This is a genomic window from Phytopseudomonas punonensis (assembly GCF_900142655.1).
Lineage (GTDB): Bacteria > Pseudomonadota > Gammaproteobacteria > Pseudomonadales > Pseudomonadaceae > Aquipseudomonas > Aquipseudomonas punonensis.
On record NZ_FRBQ01000002.1, the window covers coordinates 13,891 to 36,445 of the forward strand.

A 22,555-nucleotide genomic window follows, 5' to 3' on the forward strand; every position below is an offset into this window, starting at 1 on the left:
TTTTTACGCTTTTATCGGCGTTCCGTGTGATTCGCTTTTGGTCTAAGAAATCGCGCTTGCCAACCACTTCACGTGTTTGCGGTTTGCCGTCGCCTTGACTTGACCTAGATGCTTCTCTAGCGTGCCGACTCTACTGATTACCGGGAGTAGGCATGTCTGCCGCAGATAAGGTCAAGCTGGAAGCCGGCTGGAAACAGGCGCTTCATGAGGAATTCGACAAGCCCTACATGAGTGCCCTGGGCGACTTTCTGCGTCAGGAAAAGGCGGCGGGTAAGGAAATCTATCCACCGGGCCCGCTGATCTTCAACGCCCTGGATTCCACGCCGCTGGATCAGGTCAAGGTGGTGATCATCGGTCAGGATCCTTACCACGGTCCGGGCCAGGCCCATGGACTGTGTTTCTCGGTGCAGCCGGGTGTGGCCACGCCGCCTTCGCTGGTGAACATCTATAAAGAGCTCAAACGCGACCTCAATATTGATATTCCCAACCACGGCTATCTGCAGTCCTGGGCCGAGCAGGGTGTGTTGCTGCTCAACACTTCGCTGACGGTCGAGCGCGCCAATGCGGGCTCGCATGCTGCCAAAGGCTGGCAGCCGTTTACCGACCGGATCATTTCGGTGGTCAGCGAGCAGCGCCCGCATCTTGTGTTTCTACTCTGGGGCGCCCATGCGCAGAGCAAGGAGCGCTTGATCGATACCAGCAAACATCTGGTGCTGCGCTCGCCGCATCCATCGCCGTTGTCAGCGCATCGCGGTTTTATCGGGAACGGTCACTTCAGCCGCACCAACAAGTTTCTTGAGCAGCATGGGCTGGCCCCAATCGACTGGCGTTTGCCGCCGGTTCAGGGCTGATCAGCCGTTACAGATTTGCCCGGCCAGATCGGTTTGCATGGACGCCAGCCGCTCGTTCACCTGCTTGCGTTGTTTGTCGTCTGCCGCTGCGAGCAGATCGCTGAGCAGCGCTGCCATCGCCTGGCGTGACTGTTCGTAGGCCTGGGTTGCCTGCTCGTCATGGGCACCGCGGCGGTTTTCCAGTACGTGAGTCATGCGTGGCGCGAAGTCTGCCGCGTCACGCTGATCCAGCACGCGGCGAAACTCTCCCTGCCAGCGCGCGCGGTTTTCCAGCCACAGACGGTTCTGATCGCGGCGTTCGCTGGCCCATTTGGCTACGCGCTCTTTCTGTGTTTCGTTGAGGCTGCCGAACCAGGGGTTCAGGCGTTTTTCCAGGCGTTCGGCGCGTTCGCTGATCTGCTTCTCCAAGGGCGGTTCGAGAAGTTTCTGGCGGTCTTCGCGGTTATCTTTTTCCATCCGTGCATAGAGCTGCTCGACCTGTTCAGGGCGTAGATCAGCGAGCAGCGTGACTGCCGTGGGATTGGTTTCCTGCACGACAGCGTGGAAGGCCTGCTCGGCCTCGATCATCTGGGCCTCCAGTTGACTGACATCCGGTGCAGGCTGCTGGACCAGGTCCCTAGTGCGCTGCAGCCAATCCACATACTTCGGTAACTCAGTGCTGCAGTGCCAGGTTAGGTGCTCCTGCAGTTTGGGCTTGAACCAGGCCTTCTGCTGCGAATCGAGATCCAGGTACTGATTCACCCGCCAGGAAATCACCCAGTCCAGGTTGCGATAGGCCAGGCCGGCCTTGCTACAGGCACTGACCAGCAGGCCGAGTGATAGCAGCAGGCACAGGCTTTTCAGATAACCGGACATGTCGACTCCTTTTGGTACGCGCGCCGGGAGAGAGTACGCCAGCCATGTCGACAGCAGCCGTCTGGACATATCCGCTAAAAAAAGCCCGGCGTGGAGCCGGGCTAGAAAGCTCAAGGCAGCGGCGAGTGCCGCTGCCATAGCCTGAACATGGGCTCGGCGAGGAACATCACCAGAAACAGACGCAACGCCGTAGCGCCGTTACCAGCGCCACCGACAGCTGCAGCGCTTCTGCTGTAAGGCACAGTTCGGTGATGCCGCCTGGCATCATGCCGAGCATCAGCGAAACCGAGTCTATACCGCTCAGCCAGCCGATAGCTGAGCCCAGGCCAACCGTTGTGACCATGGCCAGCAAGGTGAATAGCACCACGCGCGCCAGAAAGCCCGGTGCGCTGCGAAAGAACGCTCGGTCGAAATGACAGCCCAGCGCGCAACCGATCAGCCATTGGCCTGCCTGACCGAGCCAGCCGGGCATGCCGATATGCAGATCGAACGTCACGCTGGCTGCGGCGCACAGAGTCAACGGGCCGAGCATCCATGGGTTGGGCTGCCCGAGTCGACGCCATAGCAGAGCCAGCAGGGCGCCTGCTGGCAGCAGGATCGCCAGCCAGAACCAGTCTACCGGCATGGGTAGAGCGGGTTCGACCGGTGGCAGGCCCCAGGTGAACAGTGCCGGAATCAGCAGGATGACCATCAGCAGGCGCACGCTGTGCGCTGCGGCGATGCGTGCTGGTTGCGCACCGTGGCGACGGGACAGATTGACCATCTCGCTGGCTCCGCCCGGCATGCTGGCGAAGAACGCCGTGGCGCGATCCACACCGGAGCGGCGCAGGCCGGCAATGCCGATAGCGCTGAGTGCGAGGGTGGCGAAGGCGCCAAGCAAAATGATTGTCAGGTTACCGAGCACTTGCTCGAGCACCTCACTGGTGAAGTGCAGGCCGATACCGACGGCGACCAGCCATTGGCCGACCTGGCGGCCGCCTGGCATTTCCTGGCTGAGCACGCCGCTGCAGCGCAGCAGAATGACTGCCAGCAGTGAGCCGATGACCCAAGGCAAAGGCCAACCGATAAGGCTGGCCAGGTAACCACCGACTGCGCCAACCAGTGGCGTGAGCCACCAGTTGCGCAGGTGCTTGGGATTGCAGTGCGGGTTGCCGCTATCAGGCATTGGCCGCGTCGGCCTTGCGCTGGCTGCGCTTGCGCCAGGTGCGGTAGAACGGCAGGGCGATCATTACCACGATCAGTGCCCATACGCCCCAGGTGATCGGGCTGGCGAAGAGGATGCCCAGCTCACCGTTGGAGATCGACAGTGCACGGCGCAGGTTCTGCTCCATCATGCCGCCGAGAATGAACCCCAGCAGGACTGCTGACAGCGGAAAGTCCATCTTGCGAAGGATGTAGCCCGCGACGCCGATGCCGATCATCAGGTATAGATCGAACGCTGTGGCGTGCACCGCGTAGACGCCGATCGACGTGATGATGGCAATGGCTGGCACCAATGCCCAGTACGGTACGGCAAGGATCTTGGTGAACACCTTGATCATCGGCACGTTGATGATGATCAACATGATGTTGGCCACGAACAGCGAAGCGATCAGGCCCCAGACGATATCCGGTTGGTCGCGGAACAGCAGCGGGCCGGGCGTGATGTTATAAAGCGTCAAGGCGCCGAGCATCACCGCGGTGGTGCCTGAGCCGGGAACGCCCAGGGTTAGCATCGGTACCATGGAGCCGCAGGCCGCAGCGCTGTTGGCGGTTTCCGGGGCGGCCAGGCCGCGCAGGTCGCCCTCGCCGAACTTGTTATCCTTAACGGCCAGGCGTTTCTCAGCCATATAGGACACGGCACTGGCCAGGGTCGCGCCGGCGCCTGGTAGAACGCCCATCGCGAAGCCCGTGACGCCGCTGCGCAGGTTGGTAGCGAGCACCGACATACCTTCCTTTGCATTGAACAGCATGCGGCCGCTGGCATCCAGGGCCTTCTGGCCGTGGTGGGTGCGCTCAAGCAGTACGAGAATCTCGCTGACCGAGAACAGGCCCAGTACCAGCACCACGAACTGAATGCCGTCGGCCAGACCGAGGCTGCCGAAGGTGAAGCGGTATACGCCGCTGTTGGAGTCGATACCGACACACGACAGGAACAAGCCAATACAGGCCGCAATGGCGGTCTTCATTGGTTTATTGCCGGCCATGCCCGCCAGGCAGACGATTGCGAACACCATCAGTACGAAGTATTCGGCCGGGCCGAAGGCCACCGCCCACTTGGCCAGCAGCGGTGCGAAGATCACCACGCCACAAGTGGCTATCAGGCCGCCGACGAATGAGCTCCAGGCCGAGATCGACAGAGCCACGCCGGCCTTGCCCTGACGTGCCAGCGGGTAGCCGTCTAGGGTGGTCATCACGGCCGAGGCTTCGCCCGGGATGTTCAGCAGGATGGACGAAATACGACCGCCGTATTCACAGCCCAGGTACACCGCCGCAAGCAGGATCAGTGCGGTTTCCGGTGGCAGGCCGAGGGCGAAGGCGATCGGAATCAGCAGCGCCACGCCGTTGATCGGGCCAAGGCCCGGCAGCAGGCCGACGACGGTACCGATCAGGGTGCCGCACAGCGCTGTAAGCAGGTTGTAAGGGCTCAGCGCTACGCCAAAGCCCTGACCCAGGTAGCTAAAAGTATCCACGGATCAGATCTCCAGAGAGGACAGGATGCCGAGCGGCAGCGGGACATCGAGGGCTTTGTCGAACAGCAGGTAAAGACCGATGGCCAGCAACACGCCAGAGATCAAACTGGTCTTCCAGGTGCCTTCGTACAGGCGCGCCATGGCGACACCGAAGAGCACGCTGGCGGGAATAAAACCCAGGGGTTCGAACAGCGTCGCATACAGGGTGAAGATCACCACGCAGCCCGCTACTTTGCGGATCACGTGCTTGTCCAGAGGCGGCTCGTCGCTGGGCTCACCAGGGCGGGCCGGTTTGACCAGTAGGTAAATCGCGCCCAGACCCATGAGGATCAGCAGCAGCATCGGGTAGGCGCGTGGGCCCACCGGTTCATAGGAGAAGGGCGCGTGGTAGCCCCAGGCAACGATGCCCAGCCCTGCACAGGCCAGCAGCAGCACAGCGCCGAAAATGCGTTGTGACATTTGAGGACGTCCTCGTTCGTTCATGGCGAAGGCATCCTCCAGGCGGCGCCCGGAGGATGAACTATGCAGCAGGGATTACTGGATCAGACCAAATTCCTTGGCCAGTTCCTTGTATTGAGCCACCTGCTTTTTCACGTAGGCATCCAGCTCATCGCCGGTCATGGCGAACGGATACAGCTCGCGGCTCTCACGTAGCTTGGCGAAGTCTTCGGAGGCCAGCAGCTGGTCGAACGAGTTCTTCCACCAGGTGTAGGCTTCGTCATTGACTTTTGGGCCGAGGTAGAAACCACGGATTACCGGCCAGACCACGTCATAGCCCTGTTCCTTGGCGGTCGGGATGTCTGCCACTTTGCTACCGGGCAGGCGCTCTTCGGAGAACACCGCGAGGATACGCATGTCGCCACTTTCGACGTGCGGCACGGAGTCGGAAATGTCGGTACTGGCGACCTGGATATGGCCGCCTAGCAGCGCGGTTGCCAGCTCACCACCGCCCTCCATCGCCACATAGCGCATTTCTCGCGGGTTGATACCGGCGGCGCGGGCTACTAGAGCGGTCTGCATCCAGTCCTGGCTGCCAACGGTGCCGCCGGAGCCGATTACAACCTTGCCCGGGTTTTCCTTGAGGGCCTTTACTAGGTCATCGAGGTTCTTGAGTGGCGAGTCCTTGCGAACCGCCAGCGCACCGTAGCTGGTGCCGACGCCCGCCAGCCATTTCACTGCGTTCTCGTCGAAGCGACCGAATTTGCCCTGCGCGAGGTTGAGCAGCGAGCCGCTGGAGAATGCGGTAATGGTGCCTTCCTCGGACGGGCGCTGGGCGACCACTGCGTTGTATGCCACCGCACCGACGCCGCCTGGCATGTATGTCACGCGCATCGGCGACTTGAGCAACTTGCTTTCCACCAGAGCGCTTTGTGCCAGCTTGCAGGTCAGGTCGAAACCGCCGCCTGGGGCAGCCGGCGCGATGCACTCGGGGCGCCGCGGCTCGTCTGCCATTGCTTGACCAGCCAGCATCAGGCAAGAGGCGGTCAGTAGGATGGTACGCATGGATGTTTTCATCGGTTTTTCTCCATTGGAGTCTTTATTGTTAACCAGCGGCGCAGCGGCAAATGGCGCTGTGCGGGTGAGTTTCTCTATGCGCAGTGGCGAGAGTGCTCAGCTGATCGGTCGAGGCGGTAACGATTTGCTTTGGGTGCCAGGCCTTAGCCCGAAACCCACGCGATATCGCTGCGTGCCACATACTTCAAGTCGACGTCGCGTTCCCATTGCCTGTCGCCACTGCCGGCATCCGCTACTTCAGCATGATCGCTGGGGATGCTCGTTGGGGTTGAGCGCAGGACGGGAGCACCGAGCGCTTTGAAGTCGTGACTCGCCTGCCGCTCGCCCGTGTTGAGCTCGGCAGGATCGATGAAAAAGTGTGGGTTGGCTGCGGCACCGAAACCGGCAGCATTGCCTGGCCGCGTGCGGTACAGCTTTTCGAGCGAGGCGATTCGTTGCTCGTGCTGCGGGCGCTTAGTTTGCTCGGCTGGCTCTTGGGAAGAGCTCAGATTCTGGCCTGCCGCTTGATCGTTATCTATCTCGTCGCTGCCAGCAATTGAGCCAACAGGCTGCTCGCCTGCTTTTTCACGGATTTGCGCGTGAGCTTCGAACAGCAGATATTGTCCCCAACTGTCATGAGAAGGTTGCTCTGAGGCATGGCGGACGATGTGGCTGGTAGGGGCGGCCTGGTATTGCAGGCTAACAACGGAATAATCGGAAGTGCTCGCTTGGGCAAGGGAGGCGAAGAAGGCAGCCGGCAGGGCGAGACTCAAAAGACTCGACGACGAGACAGCCTGGCGCGTGGCACTCGGCATGAGTGTTTACTCCGTTATTATTGTTGTTGCGACTGCACTCCACTGTGCGAGTCGCTGAGCGGGAGGATCGAGCCGCCCGGTAATTGATCCTAGAAGCACAACCTTTCACCAGCCTTTCAACGCAATAAGTTGTTGCATATGTACCGCCGTTGCACGCTGTAACTGCTAACTTTTCGCGTGAGCGGTAAACTCTCGCCACTCATGGCAGTCCAGTCCATGGTTCGGTTGGAGGTTGCAGTGCGAATTCTGCTGGTCGAGGATCATCCGCAATTGGCGGCGAGCGTCACCCAGGCGCTCAAGAGTGCTGGTTGGACAGTGGATGTTCTGCATGATGGCGTGGCTGCGGACCTCGCACTCGGCAGCGAGGAGTACGCACTGGCTATTCTGGATGTCGGCCTGCCGCGCATGGACGGTTTCGAGTTGCTCGCCCGTTTGCGTGCTCGCGGCAAGACGGTACCGGTGCTGATGCTCACGGCGCGCGGCGAGGTTAAAGATCGCGTGCACGGGCTCAATCTGGGCGCCGACGATTACCTTGCCAAACCGTTCGAACTGAGCGAGCTGGAAGCGCGGGTCAAGGCCTTGCTGCGTCGCAGCATGCTCGGAGGCGAGCAGCAGCTGCGCTGTGGTGATCTGGTCTATGACCTTGATACCCGGCGCTTCACACTGCTCGATGAAAGCCTCAACCTGACCTCCCGCGAGCAGGCCGTGCTCGAAGCGATGATTTCCCGACCTGGTCGCGTCATGAGCAAGGAGCAGCTGGCTTCCCACGTATTCGGGCTGGATGAGGAGGCTAGCGCCGACTCCATCGAGATTTATGTGCACCGCCTGCGTAAGAAGCTCGAAGGTGGTTCGGTGCGTATCGTTACCTTCCGCGGCCTGGGCTATCTGCTGGAAGCCACGGGTGGATAGGCCTGGGAGCTTGCGTGGCCGGTTGATCCGACGGCTGGCGATACTGTTCACGGTGATCCTGTTGGTCAGCAGCCTGACTGCTTACTGGAGCGCCCGTCACGCTGCCGATACCGCCTATGATCGCACCTTGCTGGCGTCGGCCCGGGCGATCTCCGACGGGCTCTACGCCGTCGAAGGTATGCTCAGCGCCAATGTGCCCTATATCGCCCTGGATACCTTCGCCTACGACAGCGCAGGACGCATCTACTATCAGGTGCTTGGGCCGAAGGGCGAGTTGGTATCCGGTTACGAGGATCTGCCGGCGGCTCCGGAAAATACTCCACGCACCAATGATTATCCCGCGCTCGCCAAGTTCTACGACGGTGAGTATCGCGGGCAGGGCGTACGTGTGGTGAGCTTTCTGCAGCCGGTCAGCGAGCCTAACTACAGCGGCATGGCCGAGATCCGTGTCGCAGAAACGCAGGGTGCTCGCGAGCGCATGGCGCGTGAACTCTTGTTCGGCACACTGTGGCGCATGGGCTTGCTATCTCTGAGCGCCTTGTTACTCGTTTGGCTAGCGGTAAGCGCCGGGTTGCGGCCGCTTGAGAGTTTGCGCAGAACCGTTGCCGCGCGCAGCAGTGATGATCTGCGACCATTGCCTGATGAGGACATGCCGCGCGAGCTGCTGCCGCTGGTCAATGCGCTCAATCAGTTCAATGATCGTCTGCGCGGACTGTTCGAGCGCCAGTCGCAATTCATCGCCGATGCGTCCCATGAATTGCGCACCCCATTGGCGGCACTCAAGGCGCGCGTCGAACTGGGCCTGCGTGATCAAGATTCGCGTGTATGGCACGCAACCCTGCAGGATGCGGCGCTCAATGCCGATCGCCTGACCCATCTGGCCAATCAACTGCTGTCGCTGGCGAGGATCGAAAGCGGAGCGCGAGCGATTGCCGAGGGCGGCGCGTTGCGCTTGGATCTTAGTCAGTTGGCCCGTGAGCTGGGCATGGCCCTGGCGCCTTTGGCCCATTCCAGAGGCGTGGCACTGGCGCTGGAAGCCGAGAAGCCGGTGTGGATTCGTGGTGAACCGACCCTGCTCAATGAGCTTTTATGCAACCTGGTCGACAATGCCATGGCCTACACAGAAGCCGGTGGGAATGTGATTTTGCGGGTGTTGGAGTCAGGCGTGCTGGAGGTCGAGGACGACGGCCCGGGAATTCCCGAAGAGGATCGGGAGCGCGTGTTCGAGCGTTTCTATCGCCGTCAGGCACAAGGTCTGGGGGCTGGTCTTGGGTTGGCGATTGTTGGTGAGATCTGTCGTGCCCACCGGGCGGCAATCAGCCTGCATCAGGCCAAACCTCATGGGCTCTTGGTGCGCGTGGTATTTGACGGCGAGGCGGGGTGAGGCCTCGCCCCATTGCAGTTACTGCAGCATGGTCATTGCGGCATCCATTGCCGCTGACAGGTCTTCGTCGGCATGGATGTCCATGTCCGGCTTGATACCGAGCTTGGCGAATGCCGGGATCTGGCTCCAATCGAGCTGCGTATAAGGGTGCGGCGTGCCGAGATGGCTCTGCAGCGTTGCCACCTGGACGATGTCCACATAGTCGACTTTGCCACCGTCACGGCTGAAGTTCAGGTACTGGCTCGGGATGCAGGCGATCATTTCCGGGAATTCCCAAGTACGCAGGATCTTGTCACCGATGATCGGATGAATCTGCTCGATCACATGATTGAGGCTGATCGAGTCGGAGAGCAGTTCGCTGTGTTCTTCGGCGTAGGTGAGAATCGGCAGGACGCCAATCTGATGAACCAGGCCGGCGAGGGTGGCTTGATCCGGCATCAAGCGTGTGTAGTGACGGCACAGTACGTGGCAGATGCCTGCAATTTCGGTGCTTTTCGTCCATACTTCGCGCATCTTGCGGTCAACTACATCGGTCGTGGCCTGGAACATCTGCTCCATCGCCAGGCCGGTTGCCAGGTTGCAGGTGTAGTTGATGCCGAGGCGGCCGATGGCCATCTGCAGGTCGGTGATTTCCCGGTTGGTGCGCAGCAGCGGGCTGTTCACTACCTTGATGATGCGTGCGGTCAGCGCTGCATCATTGCCAATCACCTTGGTCATTTCGGGAATGCCGACATTGGGGTCCTCCGCTGCCTCGCGAACTTTCAAGGCGACCTCGGGCAGGGTCGGCAGGACCAGTTCATCGTTGTCGATGGCCTTGGTCAGATCCAGCAGGACTTTCTCGGCGAGTTTGCTCATGAAGTTCTCGTTCTTGGCGAAGTGATGGCAGACGATGCGCAGTGTACGTCAGCGCTGGATTTCGCGGTTGCTATCCAGCGTGTACGGCAGATCGAGCAGGTCGAGCGGCATGCCCTCGAGGCTGCCCAGGTGAATGTTTCCATCGAGTGCAGCGTCTTCCTGCAGCACCGCCAGCAGTTCCACGCCTGTGGGACTCGCTGCGGCCAGTACCACTTCGCCCACTGCACTGCGGTGCACAGGGGAAAACAGTTCGCTGCCCGGGGTAGGCAGTTGGTCGGTAGCGATTTTCAGGCGGTAGAGGCGGCGTTTGAGCTTGCCCAGGTACTGCATGCGGGCAACGATTTCCTGGCCGGTATAGCAACCTTTCTTGAAACTCACGCCGCCGACAGCCTGCAGGTTGATCATCTGCGGAATAAACAGCTCGCGGGTTTCTCCGGTTACCTGGCCGATGCCTGCGCGAATCTGTGCCAGCAGCCAGTCGTTGAGTGGCGCTTCACGTAGCTGTTTAGCCAGCTGCGAATGTACGCTTTCGGCCTGTTCCACTGGAGTCCAAAGCTCGGCGCGGCCATCACTTAGACGGGTCGCGAAGAGCGCATCTTTACTGGCAACACTGTCAGCTTGAGTGGCTAGTTCGATGCCCAGCGCCTGCAACGCAGCGTCCCCCCTGCTGATGCCGAATCTGGCCCAGGCAGCACTCTCGTCGCTTAGCTTGGCTTTGGAGAAGGCGGCGTATTTTTGCAGCTCGCCCAGTTGCGGCTCCAACAGCTCGCGGCTCATGGCCAGCAGAAAGCCCTCGGCTATGCTGACGATGCGAAAGCTGGAAAGCATGCGCCCTTTGGGCGTGCAGCGCGCGCCAAGGCTTGATCCGCTGTCGCCGAGGTAATTGATGTTGCAGGTGATCTGACCCTGGAGAAACTTTCCAGCATCCGGGCCGCGTACGGCGAGGATGCCTTCATGGGTAAGCGGGCAAAAGAAAGCGCTGTCGGCCATGGTCGAGACAATCGTGGGTAAAGAATGAGGGTGTCATGATAAGAGCAGCGGCAAGTGTCTAGCTACAGGCAATAACGCGCTCGGGCAATTGCGATCACGACGCTGATGCACGGTGCTGCTGTTGGTATACTGCCGGCCTTTTTTCGAGGAGCACTCACATGGTCGATGCCACTGAACTCAACCGCCTCTTCTGGCACAGCCGGCGTGGCATGTTGGAGCTGGACGTGCTGCTAGTGCCCTTCGTGCGCGAGGTGTACGCGACGCTCGGCGAAGAAGATCGGGCACGCTACCGCAAGCTGCTTGAGTGCGAAGATCAGGACATGTTCGGTTGGTTTATGCAGCGCGGCGAGCCTGAAGATGCCGATCTGCGCCATATCGTTCGCATGATTCTGGATCGTGTCCAGCCCAAGTAAACGCTTCGAATGTAGCTGGCGGCCGTCAAGGCGGCTGCTGGAAGTCTATCTGTGCGCTCAGGCATTGGCGCTTCTGACCCTCGTGCTGGTCGAGCTGCCGCTCTGGGCGAAGCTGGTTTGTGTGCTGGCGTGCGGCTGCCACGCCGCCTGGGTGTTGCCCAGAGATGTGCTACTCAGTCGAGCGGATACCGTCCGTGCCTTGCGCCATGATGACGACGGCTGGCAGGTGCGCTGCGCAGAAGGGCAATGGCAAGCCATTACCCTGCAGCCCGACAGCATGGCGCTGCCATGGCTGGTGATCGTGCGCTTTCGTTTGCCAGGCAGGTACCTTGCGCGCAGCCTGGTCATACCTTCTGATTCGTTACCACGAGACGTACACCGTCGGCTGCGGGTTTACCTGAAGTTCAGTCGTCAGCGTTGGCGGGTTGCAGAATAGTGTCGAGCGCCTCGGGCAGCAGGTCGGGGTAATCCAGGGTGTAATGCAGCCCCCGCGATTCCTTACGTTCCATCGCTGAAAGAATCATCAGTTCGGCTACCTGGGCTAGGTTACGCAGCTCAATCAGGTCGCGACTGACCTTGTAATTACTGTAGAACTCGTCAATTTCATCGAGCAGCAGGCGTACCCGATGCTGGGCGCGTTGCAGGCGCTTGGTGGTCCGCACGATGCCCACGTAATCCCACATGAAGCGCCGCAACTCGTCCCAGTTGTGAGCGATGATCACGTCCTCGTCCGAGTCGGTGACTTGGCTGGCGTCCCAGGAGGGCAGGTCGGTAGGCATTGTTACCCGATGCAGATTGGCGACGATGTCCGCAGCCGCCGAGCGCGCATACACGAAGCATTCGAGCAGCGAGTTGCTGGCCATGCGGTTGGCGCCGTGCAATCCCGTGAAGCTGGTTTCGCCGATGGCATAGAGGCCCTCGACGTCGCTGCGACCTGCCTGATCGACAACCACGCCGCCGCAGGTGTAGTGGGCGGCTGGTACTACAGGGATTGGCTGCTGAGTGATGTCGATACCAAATTCCAGGCAGCGCTGGTAAACGGTTGGGAAGTGGTTTTTAACGAATTCCGCCGGTTTATGGCTGATGTCCAGATAAACGCAGTCGATACCCAGGCGCTTCATTTCATGGTCGATGGCGCGGGCCACGATATCTCGCGGTGCAAGCTCTTCGCGTGGGTCGAACCGTGGCATGAAGCGCTCGCCATTGGGTAGGCGCAGCAGTGCGCCTTCGCCGCGCAGGGCTTCGGTAATCAGAAAACTCTTGGCCTGCGGATGGTAAAGGCAGGTGGGGTGGAACTGGTTGAATTCCAGATTGCCGACGCGGCAGCCGGCGCGCCAGGCCATGGCGATGCCATCGCCGCAGGCTCCGTCGGGATTGCTGGTATAGAGGTAGACCTTGGCTGCGCCGCCGGTAGCGAGAATCACGAAGCGCGCGTGGTGGGTGTCCACCTCGCCGGTCATTCGATTCAGTACATAAGCGCCCAGGCAGCGCCTGCCTTCACGGCCCAGCTTGCGCTCGGTAATCAGGTCAACGGCGGCGCGCTGCTCAAGCAGTTCGACATTGCTGCGCTGGCGCGTGCGCTCGAGTAGCGTATTGAAGATGGCTGCGCCAGTTGCGTCGGCTGCGTGAATGATCCGCCGATGGCTGTGCCCGCCTTCCCGGGTCAGGTGGAAATCGAAGCCGCCGTCCTCGTGATCGCCGTCGTCACGGGTAAAAGGTACGCCTTGCTCTATCAGCCACTGGATCGCTTCACGGCTGTGCTCGACAGTGAACCGCACAGCGTCTTCGCGGCACAGGCCGGCGCCGGCGTTGAGCGTGTCATCGACGTGGGAGTCAATCGTGTCGCTGTGATCCAGCACCGCCGCAACGCCCCCCTGAGCCCAGTAGGTCGAACCATTGGCCAGCTCACCTTTGCTCAGCACAGCGATGCGCAGGTTGTCGGGAAGCGTGAGTGCCAGGGTAAGGCCGGCGGCGCCGCTGCCGATAACGAGAACATCGTGCTGTAAGTGTTGGCTCATTGTTATGGGTTCCGCTGGATGGCGTATGTCGAAGCGGCTCGCGATGTGCCGACTTCAAAGTCTGATATGGGCGGGGGCTGTGTGTCTTTTATATCTGCGCTCAGCCCGCCTGCGAACTATAAAATGGCTGCGCAGCAGAGCATGCTGAAACCTTGGCAGGCCCTAGTATATAGAGGGTGCTAGCGGCACAATAGCCGGCTTGGTAGGTTGTCCTGCACAGAACGTGTATCGTGTGCAGGGTGGCGATGTGCCTGCGTAGCTGGCCGGCCATTTTGGAGCTGCATATCTTCCGCTGTAGCGCGTATGAACTTTGTCTATGGTCGAGGTTCTATAGCGGAGTCGCCCCGGAGAGGGAATGTGTCTGGCTGGTTGAGTGATCGAAGCCATTGTGCGATTCGATTCGGCCCGTCAGGCGATCTAAAGACAATTCGCGCAGCAGGCATCAGGCCTGGTGCGTGGTTTCGTGCAAAACCAAAAAATGTTTTGTGGGAAGCTTGTTCGGAGGGGGAGAACTTTTGCATATGGCTCGAGTCTATTTTGGCAGATCGATCTTCTGGCAGGCGCTGACCTCCTACGGGCTCAACGAGGAGTATTCATGCTAACCCAGGAAGAGGATCAGCAGCTGGTTGAGCGCGTTCAGCGCGGTGACAAGCGAGCATTTGATCTGTTGGTGCTGAAATACCAGCACAAGATTCTCGGGTTGATCGTGCGTTTCGTGCACGACACCCATGAAGCTCAGGATGTAGCCCAGGAAGCTTTTGTAAAAGCTTATCGGGCACTGGGAAACTTTCGCGGCGACAGTGCGTTCTATACATGGCTGTACCGCATCGCCATTAACACGGCGAAGAATCACCTCGTATCTCGTGGTCGTCGGCCGCCAGATAACGATGTAAGTGCAGAGGATGCCGAGTTCTACGATGGCGACCACGCCCTCAAGGATATCGAGTCTCCCGAGCGCGCCCTGTTGAGGGATGAAATCGAAGCAACCGTGCATCGGAGCATCCAGCAATTGCCAGAAGATTTACGAACGGCGCTAACGTTACGTGAATTTGATGGTCTTAGTTATGAAGACATTGCGAGTGTCATGCAGTGTCCAGTTGGTACCGTGCGTTCGCGAATCTTTCGGGCGCGTGAAGCCATCGACAAGTCCCTGCAACCGTTGTTGCAGGAAGCCTGAGACAGCGGCGACAGCCAAGAGAGGAACCGCTATGAGTCGTGAAGCCCTGCAGGAATCGCTGTCCGCGGTGATGGATAACGAAGCGGATGAACTTGAACTTCGGCGTGTGCTCGGTGCGAGCGATGATGCCGAACTACGCGCAACATGGTCTCGCTACCAAGTAGCTCGCGCCGTGATGCACAAAGATCTGCTCGTGCCAAAGCTGGACATCGCTGCAGCAGTTTCCGCTGCGCTTGAAAACGATGCCACTCCAGCTGTGCAGGAGAAGGTTGTGCGTGGTCCGTGGCGTAGCCTGGGACGCGTTGCCGTTGCGGCAACTGTGACAGTTGCCGTGTTGGCAGGTGTACGTTTCTACAATCAGGATGATGTTTCTGGTGCCCAGCTGGCGCAACAGGACCAACCATCCATTGCACTTCCGCAAGCTCAAGGGCCGGCCATTCTGGCGGGTTTCAAGACTTCGGACGAGCAACCGGCTGTAGAAACCGTCTCTGCCGAAGGTGACGGCTGGCACGAACAGCGCCTGCCTGAGTATCTGCGTCAGCATGCTGAACAGTCTGCACCTGGTGCAGCTGAAAACGCACTGCCGTTTGCACGGTCTGCGAGCGTAGAAGAGCGTTAAGAGCGACGCGTATGCGCTCCATTCTCGTCACGTCTCTGATGCTCGGCGGTATATTGGCAACCCCTGCCATTGCCGCCGACGCTCAGGGATTGTTGCAGAGGCTTGGCAAAGCCGAAAGCAGTCAGAGTTTTCAAGGCACGTTCGTCTACGAGCGTAATGGCAATCTCTCCACTCACAGTATCTGGCGTCAGGTCGAGCCGGGTGGGTCTGTGCGTGAACGACTGTTGCAGCTTGATGGCGCGCCCCAGGAAATGCTGCGGGTCAATGGTCAAACGCAGTGCGCCAATGGTGCTATTGCCTCCACCGTTGTGGGCGAACAGCGCTCGCCCGCTCGCGGCCTGAACGTCGAGCAGATAGAGCAGTGGTACGAGGTTCGCCTGGATGGTGAGTCGCGTGTTGCTGGTCGCCCTGCAATGGTTCTTGGATTGGTTCCGCGTGACAGGCATCGCTACGGTGTCGAGTTTTACGTGGACAAGGAAACCGGGTTGCCCCTCAAGTCGCTTCTGGTCAACGACCAAGGCAGGTTGCTTGAGCGTTTTCAGTTTACCCAGTTGAATACTACTGATACTCAGCCGGCTGCGGTTTTGCAGCCTTCCGGCGACTGCGCGCCTGTGCGTATCATCAAGGCTCGCACTCCGTCTATAGAACTCTGGCGCTCCGAGTGGTTGCCGCCAGGCTTCAGTCTTAGTGCTGTGACCCAGCGTCCTAGCCCGGTATCTGACGATAACGTCGATTGCCTGGTCTACGATGACGGCCTAGCGCGTTTTTCGGTATTTCTCGAGCCTTTGCATCATGCCGCAGTGGCTGATGCCCGTAGCCAGCTTGGCCCTACCGTGGCTGTATCCCGTCGCCTGACAACCGATGATGGAGATGTCATGGTTACGGTTGTCGGAGAAATACCGCTGGGAACAGCGGAGCGAGTTGCCATGTCGATGCGTGCCGATCACGCGCATTAAGCTCCGTAAGAATCGATGATCACGATCAGGGTCAATACTGCCACTGCATCGTCACCTTTGTTGTACCGATGGCCCCCCGCAGGGGGCTCGTTTGTTCTGGATGGGGAAGAAACTGCAATGTCGATGCCTAGCCTGAAAAATTACGCTGCCGCGTTGTTCGCGGTTTTTCTGATGGGGCAGTCAGTAGCTGCACACGCGCAGCTTCCGGACTTCACGCCGCTGGTCGAGGCAGCGTCCCCTGCCGTGGTCAACATCAGCACCCGGCAGAAAGTGCCGAATGCCGTGGCTAGCAATGGTGGTCTTGCGGTGCCTGATCTCGAAGGCCTGCCGCCGATATTTCGCGAGTTCTTCGAGCGCAATATTCCCCAGCAGCCGCGCTCGCCAGGCAGTGGTGGTCGTCAGCGTGAAGCGCAATCGCTTGGCTCGGGCTTCATCATTTCCAAAGACGGCTACATCCTGACTAACAACCACGTAGTGGCCGATGCCGATGAAATCATCGTGCGTCTGTCTGATCGCAGTGAGTTGGAGGCCAAGCTGATCGGTACTGACCCGCGTAGCGACGTCGCGTTGCTCAAGGTCGATGCGACCGATCTGCCGACCGTCAAATTGGGTAATTCCGACAACCTCAAGGTCGGTGAATGGGTGTTGGCCATCGGCTCGCCATTTGGTTTCGATCATTCGGTAACTGCCGGTATCGTCAGCGCCAAGGGCCGTAGCCTGCCAAACGAGAGCTACGTGCCGTTCATCCAAACTGACGTCGCGATCAACCCTGGTAACTCCGGTGGCCCTCTGTTCAACCTGGATGGCGAAGTCGTAGGTATCAACTCGCAGATATTTACCCGTTCCGGTGGCTTCATGGGCTTGTCTTTCGCCATTCCTATGAGCGTGGCGATGGATGTGGCTGACCAACTGAAAGCCAGTGGCAAGGTGAGCCGCGGCTGGCTGGGCGTGGTGATTCAGGAAGTGAATAAGGATCTCGCCGAGTCCTTCGGTCTGGAGAAGCCAGCGGGTGCGCTGGTTGCCCAGGTGCTCGAAGATGGTCCGGCTGCCAAAGGAGGCCTGCAGGTTGGTGACGTGATCCTCAGCTTGGACGGCAAGCCGATCATCATGTCCGCTGACCTGCCGCATTTGGTGGGCGCCTTGAAGCCTGGCACCAAAGCGAACCTGGAGATCGTTCGTGAAGGTGCGCGCAAAACTCTGAAGCTGGCGGTCGGCACCATGCCTGCTGACGATGGCGATGAAGCCACCGAAACTCCAACGCCTGGCGCCGAGCGCAGCAGCAACCGTCTGGGTGTCAGCGTTGCCGAGCTGACCGATGAGCAGAAGAAAGCGCTGGATCTGCGTGGCGGTGTAGTGATTCGTGAAGTGCAGGACGGCCCGGCTGCGTTGATCGGTCTGCGTCCTGGCGACGTGATCACTCACCTGAACAATCAGGCCATCAGTTCGGCGAAGAACTTCACTGAGGTGGCGCAATCGCTGCCGAAGAATCGCTCGGTGTCGATGCGCGTCCTGCGTCAGGGGCGTGCCAGCTTTATCACTTTCAAACTGGCCGAATAGGCCTGGCTGAATAAGCCTGCTAATAGTTATCCATTGCTAAGCAGGAAAGGGCGACGAGAGTCGCCCTTTTTTGTGCGCGTCTCATTGCTCTTGTACTGCCGGCTACTCGGTAAAGCCTGACGTTTAAGCAGGGTGAGGCGGGCAGATGGCCAATAACTGCGCTCGCGCGGTTGTCCTGACGTGACGTGGGGGCAACCACTCGGGTAAACTTTGCGGCTATTTTCGGCGGGCAGTCGCCTGCGGCCTTTTTCGAGTGTTGTCCTGTGAGTGACCTGAGTCATATCCGCAATTTTTCCATCATTGCCCACATTGACCACGGCAAGTCGACGCTGGCTGACCGTTTCATCCAGATGTGCGGTGGCCTTACTGCGCGCGAGATGGAGGCCCAGGTTCTCGATTCCATGGATCTGGAGCGTGAGCGCGGTATCACCATCAAGGCTCACAGCGTCACGCTCTATTACAAGGCGAAGGACGGCATCACCTATCAGCTGAACTTCATCGACACCCCGGGGCACGTCGACTTCACCTATGAGGTAAGCCGTTCGCTGGCTGCCTGTGAAGGCGCGTTGCTGGTGGTTGATGCTGGCCAGGGCGTCGAGGCGCAGTCGGTTGCCAACTGCTACACCGCCATCGAGCAGGGCCTGGAAGTCATGCCCGTGCTGAACAAGATGGACCTGCCGCAAGCCGATCCGGATCGCGTCAAGGACGAAATCGAGAAGATCATCGGTATCGACGCCACCGACGCCGTGGCATGTAGCGCCAAGAGCGGCATGGGCGTCGATGAAGTGCTCGAGCGCCTGGTGCAGACCATTCCGGCACCGACCGGCGACATCGAGGCGCCGTTGCAGGCTCTGATCATCGACTCCTGGTTCGACAACTATCTGGGCGTGGTTTCCTTGGTACGTGTACGTCACGGCCGGGTGAAGAAGGGCGACAAGATCCTGGTCAAGTCCACCGGCAAGATTCACCTGGTCGACAGCGTGGGGGTGTTCAACCCCAAACACACCGCCACCGCAGATCTCAAGGCTGGCGAAGTTGGCTTTATCATCGCCAGCATCAAGGACATTCACGGTGCGCCGGTAGGTGACACCCTGACCCTCAGCTCGACGCCAGACGTCGAAGTGCTGTCGGGCTTCAAGAAGATTCAGCCGCAGGTTTACGCTGGCCTGTTCCCGGTCAGCTCCGACGACTTCGAGGACTTCCGCGATGCGCTGCAGAAGCTGACCCTCAACGATTCATCGTTGCAATACCTGCCGGAAAGCTCCGACGCCCTCGGCTTCGGCTTCCGTTGCGGCTTCCTCGGCATGCTGCACATGGAGATCATCCAGGAGCGCCTGGAGCGCGAATACGACCTGGATCTGATCACCACAGCGCCGAGCGTTATTTTTGAAGTTCTGCTTAAGACCGGTGAAACGATTTACGTCGACAACCCGTCCAAGCTGCCGGATGTTTCTTCGGTCGAGGATTTCCGCGAGCCGATCGTGGCCGCGACCATCCTGGTACCGCAGGAGCACCTGGGCAACGTCATCACCCTGTGTATCGAGAAGCGTGGCGTTCAGCGCGACATGCAATTCCTCGGCACCCAGGTTCAGGTTCGCTACGACCTGCCGATGAACGAAGTGGTGCTCGATTTCTTCGATCGTCTGAAATCCACCAGCCGTGGCTACGCCTCGCTGGACTACCATTTCGACCGTTACCAGTCGGCCAATCTGGTCAAGCTGGACGTGTTGATCAACGGCGACAAGGTCGATGCGCTGGCGCTGATCGTGCACCGTGACAACGCCCACTACAAAGGGCGTCAGTTGACCGAAAAGATGAAAGAGCTAATCCCTCGACAGATGTTCGATGTTGCGATTCAGGCGGCCATCGGCGGCCAGATCGTGGCACGGACCACTGTCAAGGCATTGAGAAAGAACGTTCTGGCCAAGTGCTACGGCGGCGACGTGAGCCGTAAGCGCAAGCTGTTGGAGAAGCAGAAGGCCGGTAAGAAGCGCATGAAGCAGGTGGGGAACGTGGAGATTCCACAGGAAGCCTTCCTTGCTGTACTCAAGTTGGATAGCTGAGGCCTATGTCATTCAATTTCCCGCTGTTGCTGGTCATTGCCGTCGCCGTGTGCGGCGCGCTGGCCTTGTTCGATCTGGTATTCCTGGCGCCGCGGCGTCGTGCAGCGATCGCCAGTTACCAGGGCAAGGTCGAGCAAGTCGACGACGCAGTGGTCGAGAAGCTCAACAAGGAACCCTTGCTGGTTGAATACGGCAAGTCGTTCTTTCCGGTGCTGGCCATCGTGCTGGTGCTGCGCTCCTTTCTGGTCGAGCCGTTCCAGATTCCGTCGGGGTCGATGATTCCGACCCTGGAAGTGGGCGATTTCATTTTGGTCAACAAATTTGCCTACGGCATTCGCCTGCCGGTGCTGGACACTAAGGTGATCGAAGTCGGTGACCCGCAGCGCGGCGACGTCATGGTGTTCCGTTACCCGAGCGATCCCAACGTCAACTACATCAAGCGGGTGATAGGCCTGCCAGGCGACCACGTGCGCTACAGCAACGACAAGCGCCTGTTCATCAACGGCAACCCGGTTGCCGAGCAGTTGATCGGTGAAGAGCCGGGCAGCCTGGGTAGCGCCACGCTATACAGTGAGCACCTGGGTGAAGTCGAGCACCGTATCCGCAAGGAAATGAGCCGCTACCGCGCCGAACCGGGCAAGGAGTGGACGATTCCTGAAGGGCACTACTTCATGATGGGCGACAACCGCGACAACTCCAATGACAGCCGCTACTGGAACGACCCTAATATCCCCAAAGATGTACTGGGCATGGTTCCGGATCGCAACATCGTCGGCAAGGCATTCGCCATCTGGATGAGCTGGCCGGATCCGAAGTTCAAGTCTCTGCCGAACCTCTCCCGCGTCGGGCTGATTCACTGATCTGATGAAAATTTGCGGCGCCGTTCAATACGGCGCCGCCAGCTATCTATAGTCTTGTGATGCGCCTGATGCGCATCGGACTATCTGGATATTTTGGGGATAAATATGAAATTCGCGCGCTCGCAGCAGGGCTTGTCGATCGTCAGTTGGCTGGTTGTGCTTGCCGTTGTAGCGTTTCTGGCCAGCACGGCGTTCAAGGTGGTGCCGCATTACCTCGACTACATGTCGATGCAGAAGATCATCACCTCGGTGGAAACCGACCGTGTGGAGAGCGTCAAAACCGTGGCCGATTTCTACGCTCACGTGAGCCGTGGCATGACGGTCAACAGCATCCGCGATCTGAACATGCAGGACGTGCTGAAAGTGACCCAGGATGGCAATGAATTTCTTGCCCACCTCAAATATGACAAACGTGAGCACCTGATCGAGAACATCGATCTGGTGGTTAATTTCGATAAAGAATTCCGTGTGCGAATGCCGTGAGTGTTTCGTTGACCCGCCTCGAGCGACAGCTGGGGCACAGTTTCAAGGACCAGGATCTGATGATCCTGGCGCTGACCCATCGTAGTTTTGCCGGGCGCAACAATGAGCGTCTGGAGTTTCTCGGTGATGCCATCCTCAATTTCGTCGCCGGTGAGGCGCTCTACGAGCGTTTCCCGCAGGCACGCGAGGGGCAACTTTCCAGATTGCGCGCGCGCCTGGTCAAGGGCGAAACGCTGGCCATTCTGGCTCGCGGTTTCGACCTTGGCGAGTACCTGCGTCTGGGCTCTGGCGAGCTGAAGAGCGGCGGCTTTCGTCGCGATTCGATCCTAGCCGATGCGCTGGAAGCGCTGATCGGCGCCATCTATCTGGATGCCGGCATGGACACCGCGCGCGAGCGCGTGCTGGCCTGGCTGACCAACGAGCTGGATGGCCTGACGCTGGTCGACACCAACAAAGACCCCAAGACACGCCTGCAGGAGTTTCTGCAGTCGCGCGCCTGTGAGCTGCCGCGTTACGAAGTGGTCGACATTCAGGGCGAGCCCCATTGCCGGACATTCGTGGTCGAGTGTCAGGTCAATCTACTCAATGACAAAACCCTGGGCCAAGGCGCCAGCCGCCGCATTGCCGAACAGGTAGCGGCGACGGCAGCGCTGATCGCTCTGGGTGTGGAGAACGGCAATGACTGATTCGCCTGTAACACGCTGTGGCTACGTCGCCATTGTTGGCCGGCCCAACGTGGGCAAGTCGACCTTGCTCAATCACATCCTCGGTCAGAAGCTGGCGATTACCTCGCGCAAGCCGCAAACCACCCGCCACAACATGCTCGGCATCAAGACCGAGGGTGACGTGCAGGCGATCTACGTCGACACCCCAGGTCTGCACAAGAACAACGAGAAGGCGATCAACCGCTACATGAACAAGAACGCGGCGTCGGCGTTGAAGGACGTCGACGTGGTGATCTTCGTGGTTGACCGGACTCGCTGGACCGACGAAGACCAGATGGTGCTCGAGCGTATTCAGTACGTGCAGGGCCCGGTAATCCTGGCCGTCAACAAGACCGACCGCCTGGATGACAAGGCTGATCTGATGCCACACCTGAAGTGGCTGGCCGAGCAGTTGCCCAGTGCCGAGATCGTGCCGGTATCGGCTCAGCATGGGCACAATCTCGATGCACTGGAAAAATTGGTTGGTGAGCGCCTGCCGGAAGGCGTGCACTTTTTCCCCGAAGACCAGATTACCGACCGTTCCGGACGCTTCTTCGCGGCTGAACTTGTGCGCGAAAAGATCATGCGTCAGCTGGGTGCCGAACTGCCTTACCAGATCACCGTAGAGATCGAGGAATTCAAGCGCGAAGGTCGGATCATGCATATCCATGCGCTGATCCTGGTTGAGCGTGATGGCCAGAAGAAGATCATCATCGGCGAGAAGGGTGAGCGCCTGAAGCGCATTGGCCAGGAAGCACGCAAAGACATGGAGTCGATGTTCGACACCAAAGTCATGCTCAACCTCTGGGTCAAAGTCAAAAGCGGCTGGTCCGACGACGAGCGCGCCTTGCGTTCGCTGGGCTACGACAATATCTGACCC

22 protein-coding genes and 1 pseudogene are annotated in these 22,555 nt (G+C 59.5%); 14 read left to right on the top strand and 9 right to left on the bottom strand.

Features of this window, described 5'->3' with window-relative positions:
• Positions 1-152: 152 nt before the first annotated feature.
• Positions 153-851, top strand: coding sequence for a uracil-DNA glycosylase (gene ung, locus BUC40_RS06710; RefSeq protein ID WP_073263953.1), 699 nt, complete (start codon positions 153-155; stop codon positions 849-851).
• On the opposite strand, the gene BUC40_RS06715 is transcribed toward ung, so the two are convergent.
• The 6 genes and pseudogenes from BUC40_RS06715 to BUC40_RS06740 form a co-directional block, all read right to left on the bottom strand.
• Positions 852-1,706: a DUF6279 family lipoprotein gene (locus BUC40_RS06715; protein WP_073263956.1), complete on the bottom strand. Its 855-nt coding sequence runs from the start codon at positions 1,704-1,706 to the stop codon at positions 852-854.
• Between the two features lie 110 nt (positions 1,707-1,816).
• Positions 1,817-2,871: pseudogene (locus BUC40_RS06720) on the bottom strand (AbrB family transcriptional regulator).
• Positions 2,864-4,378 (bottom strand): tripartite tricarboxylate transporter permease, encoded by a 1,515-nt coding sequence (locus tag BUC40_RS06725; protein WP_073263958.1) that lies wholly within the window; start codon positions 4,376-4,378, stop codon positions 2,864-2,866. The pseudogene BUC40_RS06720 and the gene BUC40_RS06725 overlap by 8 nt, the downstream one beginning before the upstream one ends.
• Before the next feature lie 3 nt (positions 4,379-4,381).
• Positions 4,382-4,837 (bottom strand): tripartite tricarboxylate transporter TctB family protein, encoded by a 456-nt coding sequence (locus tag BUC40_RS06730; protein WP_073263960.1) that lies wholly within the window; start codon positions 4,835-4,837, stop codon positions 4,382-4,384.
• Between the two features lie 75 nt (positions 4,838-4,912).
• A complete protein-coding gene (locus tag BUC40_RS06735; protein WP_073263962.1) occupies positions 4,913-5,893 on the bottom strand; it encodes a Bug family tripartite tricarboxylate transporter substrate binding protein in 981 nt (326 codons plus the stop codon).
• Positions 5,894-6,036: 143 nt separating this feature from the next.
• Positions 6,037-6,687: a hypothetical protein gene (locus BUC40_RS06740; protein WP_073263964.1), complete on the bottom strand. Its 651-nt coding sequence runs from the start codon at positions 6,685-6,687 to the stop codon at positions 6,037-6,039.
• 237 nt (positions 6,688-6,924) lie between these two features.
• On the opposite strand from BUC40_RS06740, the gene BUC40_RS06745 reads away from it, so the two are divergent.
• Positions 6,925-7,596, top strand: a complete 672-nt coding sequence (locus BUC40_RS06745; RefSeq protein ID WP_073263966.1) for a response regulator — start codon at positions 6,925-6,927, stop codon at positions 7,594-7,596.
• Positions 7,589-8,980 (top strand): sensor histidine kinase, encoded by a 1,392-nt coding sequence (locus BUC40_RS06750; RefSeq protein ID WP_073263968.1) that lies wholly within the window; start codon positions 7,589-7,591, stop codon positions 8,978-8,980. The genes BUC40_RS06745 and BUC40_RS06750 overlap by 8 nt, the downstream gene beginning before the upstream one ends.
• A gap of 18 nt (positions 8,981-8,998) precedes the next feature.
• Here the strand turns inward: BUC40_RS06750 and BUC40_RS06755 are convergent, their stop codons facing one another.
• Positions 8,999-9,835, bottom strand: coding sequence for an HDOD domain-containing protein (locus tag BUC40_RS06755; protein WP_073263970.1), 837 nt, complete (start codon positions 9,833-9,835; stop codon positions 8,999-9,001).
• A gap of 48 nt (positions 9,836-9,883) precedes the next feature.
• On the bottom strand, positions 9,884-10,825 hold the full coding sequence (gene ygfZ / locus BUC40_RS06760; protein WP_073263972.1) for a CAF17-like 4Fe-4S cluster assembly/insertion protein YgfZ: 942 nt from the start codon (positions 10,823-10,825) through the stop codon (positions 9,884-9,886).
• Between the two features lie 158 nt (positions 10,826-10,983).
• On the opposite strand from ygfZ, the gene BUC40_RS06765 reads away from it, so the two are divergent.
• Both BUC40_RS06765 and BUC40_RS23115 read left to right on the top strand, forming a co-directional pair.
• Positions 10,984-11,238, top strand: a complete 255-nt coding sequence (locus BUC40_RS06765; protein ID WP_073263974.1) for an FAD assembly factor SdhE — start codon at positions 10,984-10,986, stop codon at positions 11,236-11,238.
• A complete protein-coding gene (locus tag BUC40_RS23115; protein ID WP_073263976.1) occupies positions 11,222-11,674 on the top strand; it encodes a protein YgfX in 453 nt (150 codons plus the stop codon). Before BUC40_RS06765 ends, BUC40_RS23115 begins: the two co-directional genes overlap by 17 nt.
• Here BUC40_RS23115 and nadB read toward each other — a convergent pair.
• Positions 11,643-13,256, bottom strand: a complete 1,614-nt coding sequence (gene nadB, locus BUC40_RS06775) for an L-aspartate oxidase (protein ID WP_073263978.1) — start codon at positions 13,254-13,256, stop codon at positions 11,643-11,645. The genes BUC40_RS23115 and nadB overlap by 32 nt on opposite strands.
• Positions 13,257-13,851: 595 nt before the next feature.
• Between nadB and rpoE the strand changes: the two genes are divergently transcribed.
• From rpoE to era, 9 genes are all read left to right on the top strand, one after another.
• The gene (rpoE, locus tag BUC40_RS06780) at positions 13,852-14,433 is read left to right on the top strand and encodes an RNA polymerase sigma factor RpoE/AlgU (protein ID WP_013792331.1); all 582 of its coding nucleotides are present in this window, start codon (positions 13,852-13,854) and stop codon (positions 14,431-14,433) included.
• A gap of 31 nt (positions 14,434-14,464) precedes the next feature.
• On the top strand, positions 14,465-15,052 hold the full coding sequence (locus BUC40_RS06785) for a sigma-E factor negative regulatory protein (RefSeq protein ID WP_073263980.1): 588 nt from the start codon (positions 14,465-14,467) through the stop codon (positions 15,050-15,052).
• Between the two features lie 11 nt (positions 15,053-15,063).
• Positions 15,064-16,008, top strand: a complete 945-nt coding sequence (locus BUC40_RS06790; RefSeq protein ID WP_073263982.1) for a MucB/RseB C-terminal domain-containing protein — start codon at positions 15,064-15,066, stop codon at positions 16,006-16,008.
• A gap of 117 nt (positions 16,009-16,125) precedes the next feature.
• On the top strand, positions 16,126-17,565 hold the full coding sequence (locus BUC40_RS06795) for a DegQ family serine endoprotease (protein ID WP_425272913.1): 1,440 nt from the start codon (positions 16,126-16,128) through the stop codon (positions 17,563-17,565).
• 263 nt (positions 17,566-17,828) lie between these two features.
• Positions 17,829-19,628, top strand: coding sequence for a translation elongation factor 4 (lepA, locus tag BUC40_RS06800; RefSeq protein WP_073263984.1), 1,800 nt, complete (start codon positions 17,829-17,831; stop codon positions 19,626-19,628).
• 5 nt (positions 19,629-19,633) lie between these two features.
• On the top strand, positions 19,634-20,488 hold the full coding sequence (lepB, locus tag BUC40_RS06805) for a signal peptidase I (RefSeq protein WP_073263986.1): 855 nt from the start codon (positions 19,634-19,636) through the stop codon (positions 20,486-20,488).
• A 105-nt stretch (positions 20,489-20,593) separates the two neighbouring features.
• Entirely contained in the window at positions 20,594-20,971 is a 378-nt protein-coding gene (locus tag BUC40_RS06810) for a DUF4845 domain-containing protein (protein ID WP_073263988.1), read from the top strand.
• Entirely contained in the window at positions 20,968-21,657 is a 690-nt protein-coding gene (rnc, locus tag BUC40_RS06815) for a ribonuclease III (RefSeq protein ID WP_073263990.1), read from the top strand. The genes BUC40_RS06810 and rnc overlap by 4 nt, the downstream gene beginning before the upstream one ends.
• Positions 21,650-22,552 (top strand): GTPase Era, encoded by a 903-nt coding sequence (era, locus tag BUC40_RS06820; RefSeq protein ID WP_073263998.1) that lies wholly within the window; start codon positions 21,650-21,652, stop codon positions 22,550-22,552. The genes rnc and era overlap by 8 nt, the downstream gene beginning before the upstream one ends.
• Positions 22,553-22,555: the final 3 nt, after the last annotated feature.

Coding starts and splice junctions, on each gene's coding strand:
- ung (WP_073263953.1), top strand. CDS start 153: ATGTCTGCCGCAGATAAGGTCAAGCTGGAAGCCGGCTGGAAACAGGCG.
- BUC40_RS06715 (WP_073263956.1), bottom strand. CDS start 1,706: ATGTCCGGTTATCTGAAAAGCCTGTGCCTGCTGCTATCACTCGGCCTG.
- BUC40_RS06730 (WP_073263960.1), bottom strand. CDS start 4,837: ATGTCACAACGCATTTTCGGCGCTGTGCTGCTGCTGGCCTGTGCAGGG.
- BUC40_RS06735 (WP_073263962.1), bottom strand. CDS start 5,893: ATGAAAACATCCATGCGTACCATCCTACTGACCGCCTCTTGCCTGATG.
- BUC40_RS06740 (WP_073263964.1), bottom strand. CDS start 6,687: ATGCCGAGTGCCACGCGCCAGGCTGTCTCGTCGTCGAGTCTTTTGAGT.
- BUC40_RS06755 (WP_073263970.1), bottom strand. CDS start 9,835: ATGAGCAAACTCGCCGAGAAAGTCCTGCTGGATCTGACCAAGGCCATC.
- ygfZ (WP_073263972.1), bottom strand. CDS start 10,825: ATGGCCGACAGCGCTTTCTTTTGCCCGCTTACCCATGAAGGCATCCTC.
- BUC40_RS06765 (WP_073263974.1), top strand. CDS start 10,984: ATGGTCGATGCCACTGAACTCAACCGCCTCTTCTGGCACAGCCGGCGT.
- nadB (WP_073263978.1), bottom strand. CDS start 13,256: ATGAGCCAACACTTACAGCACGATGTTCTCGTTATCGGCAGCGGCGCC.
- rpoE (WP_013792331.1), top strand. CDS start 13,852: ATGCTAACCCAGGAAGAGGATCAGCAGCTGGTTGAGCGCGTTCAGCGC.
- BUC40_RS06785 (WP_073263980.1), top strand. CDS start 14,465: ATGAGTCGTGAAGCCCTGCAGGAATCGCTGTCCGCGGTGATGGATAAC.
- BUC40_RS06790 (WP_073263982.1), top strand. CDS start 15,064: ATGCGCTCCATTCTCGTCACGTCTCTGATGCTCGGCGGTATATTGGCA.
- BUC40_RS06795 (WP_425272913.1), top strand. CDS start 16,126: ATGTCGATGCCTAGCCTGAAAAATTACGCTGCCGCGTTGTTCGCGGTT.
- lepB (WP_073263986.1), top strand. CDS start 19,634: ATGTCATTCAATTTCCCGCTGTTGCTGGTCATTGCCGTCGCCGTGTGC.
- BUC40_RS06810 (WP_073263988.1), top strand. CDS start 20,594: ATGAAATTCGCGCGCTCGCAGCAGGGCTTGTCGATCGTCAGTTGGCTG.
- era (WP_073263998.1), top strand. CDS start 21,650: ATGACTGATTCGCCTGTAACACGCTGTGGCTACGTCGCCATTGTTGGC.